This is a genomic window from Sulfurovum sp., from assembly GCF_041562805.1.
Classification (GTDB): Bacteria; Campylobacterota; Campylobacteria; order Campylobacterales; family Sulfurovaceae; genus Sulfurovum.
In genome coordinates this window covers 1-2254 of record NZ_JBFFOH010000256.1, presented here as the reverse complement: position 1 = coordinate 2254, position 2254 = coordinate 1, and the positions used below count along the sequence as shown (strand labels likewise).

Sequence of the window (2254 nt, the reverse complement as noted above, 5' to 3'; positions counted from 1 at the left end):
CCTTTTATGGTAAAATAATCTCTTTTAATTTTTACATTTATAGATAATGTATAAAGGACAGTCCGATGAGACACTTTTTAACACTCAAAGATTTTACAAAAGAAGAGATCTTGGAGATGATAACATTAGCACAGAAGATAAAAGGACAAACGAGACAAAAAAAGTTTGTACCTTATATGGAACACCAGACCCTTGGGATGATATTTGAAAAGAGTTCTACACGTACACGTGTGAGCTTTGAGACGGGTATCTACCAACTTGGTGGCGTGGGACTTTTTCTCTCTTCTAATGACATACAGTTAGGACGTGGCGAACCGATGAAAGATACGGCACGTGTCATCAGCCGTATGGTTGATATGGTAATGATACGTACTTTTGAACAGTCAAAACTTGAAGAGTTTGCCAACTATTCAAAAGTACCTGTGATCAACGGTCTTACTGACTCATATCACCCTGTGCAACTCATGACTGACTATCTCACTATGATAGAAAATGGCAAAGACAAAGACCCTGTAGTCGCGTATGTCGGCGATGGAAACAACATGACACACTCATGGCTTATGCTTGCGGCTAAACTTGGTTTTGAACTGAGAGTGGCTACACCTAACGGGTATGAGTGTGATGAAGCTATCGTAAAAGATGCACTTGAAGTAGCAAAAGAGAGTGGTGCCAAGATCACTTTTGGCAACGATCCAAAAGAAGCAGTCAAAGGGTGTGATGTTGTCACAACTGACACTTGGGTTTCTATGGGACAGGAAGATGAAAAAGAGATCCGTATGAAAGCCTTTGAAGGATACATGGTAGATGAACCTATGATGGCGCTGGCAAAATCAGATGCGATCTTCCTGCACTGTCTGCCTGCCTATAGAGGATACGAAGTAAGCGAAGAAACTTTTGAAAAACATGCCGAAGTGATCTTTAGCGAAGCAGAAAACAGACTGCATGCCCAAAAAGGCATCATGGTCTGGCTGGACAGCCAAAGAGACACAACAAATAAGTAGCAAGTATTTACACTAACGAGTAAGCGATCAATAGACATAAGCAAGTCTAAATCGCTTGCGTTTTTTTCTTTTTTGGTTACCTTTTTCTCTTTTGTCGCAGTACAAAAAAGAAAAAAGTGACAAGAGAAATCAAAGATATAGAAGAAACCCATTCTTCAAAAGGAAACCCATTGAGCAACATAGATTTCGAAAAATTCAGTAAATATTCCAAACCGGGACCAAGATATACATCTTACCCAACAGCCCTGGAATTCAATGATGATTTCAAATACGATGATTATATCAACTACCTGGAAAACTCAAAAGAGAAACTCTCACTCTATGTACACCTGCCGTTCTGTAGATCCGCATGTTACTTCTGCGGGTGCAATGTTGTCTTTACTTCTAAAGAAGAGAAGCTCTCTGCATACATAGACTACTTAAAAAAAGAAGTTGATCTTTTGGCTCAACACATCGATACTTCTCGTGAAGTCATACAGTTTCACTTTGGTGGAGGTACACCTACATATTACAAAGCTTTTGAACTTGATGAGATCGTCACTTACATTAAATCGAAATTTCCAAACTGGAGTAAAGATGCAGAGATCTCTTGTGAGATAGACCCTCGATTCTTTAATGAAAATCAAATGAAGGTCTTCCAAAAACATGGTTTTAACCGTATCAGTTTTGGTGTACAGGATCTGGATGATAAAGTACAAAAAGAGATCCACCGTGTACAACCTTTGGAACTCACGCAAAAAGCCGTAGATCTGGCAAGAAAGTATGGGATAAATTCTATCAATACCGATTTCATCTATGGGTTGCCGTATCAAACTCTAGAGACTTTTAAAAGCACACTTGAACTCTCTACACAACTCAATCCTGACAGGGTTGCTGTCTTTAACTATGCCCATGTACCTTGGCTCATGAAAACACAGCGAAAGTTTGATGAGACTACACTACCGGCACCGGATGTTAAACTAGAGATCTTTCAGTACACTATTGACTTTTTTGAAAACAATGGCTATAAAATGGTAGGTATGGACCACTTTGCAAAACCTGAAGATGAACTTTTTGGAGCCATTGAAAAAGGTGAACTTCACCGAAACTTCCAAGGATACACCACTAAAGGTGGTGCAAATCTTGTAGGTATCGGACTTACCAGTATTGGTGAGGGTGAACATTATTATGCTCAGAACACCAAAGACATGAAAGTCTATGAAGCGGCACTCGATGCAGGTAGACTTCCTTTTGAGAGAGGGGTAAACCTTAGT

Annotated in this window: 2 protein-coding genes; both read left to right on the top strand. The window is 39.6% G+C overall.

What is annotated here, in order from left to right; translation table 11 throughout:
* Positions 1–65: 65 nt before the first annotated feature.
* Positions 66–1001 (top strand): ornithine carbamoyltransferase, encoded by a 936-nt coding sequence (gene argF / locus ABYK33_RS15450; RefSeq protein ID WP_373034214.1) that lies wholly within the window; start codon positions 66–68, stop codon positions 999–1001.
* Between the two features lie 170 nt (positions 1002–1171).
* The coding region (gene hemN / locus ABYK33_RS15445; protein WP_373034215.1) for an oxygen-independent coproporphyrinogen III oxidase at positions 1172–2254 on the top strand (1083 nt) is incomplete at its 3' end.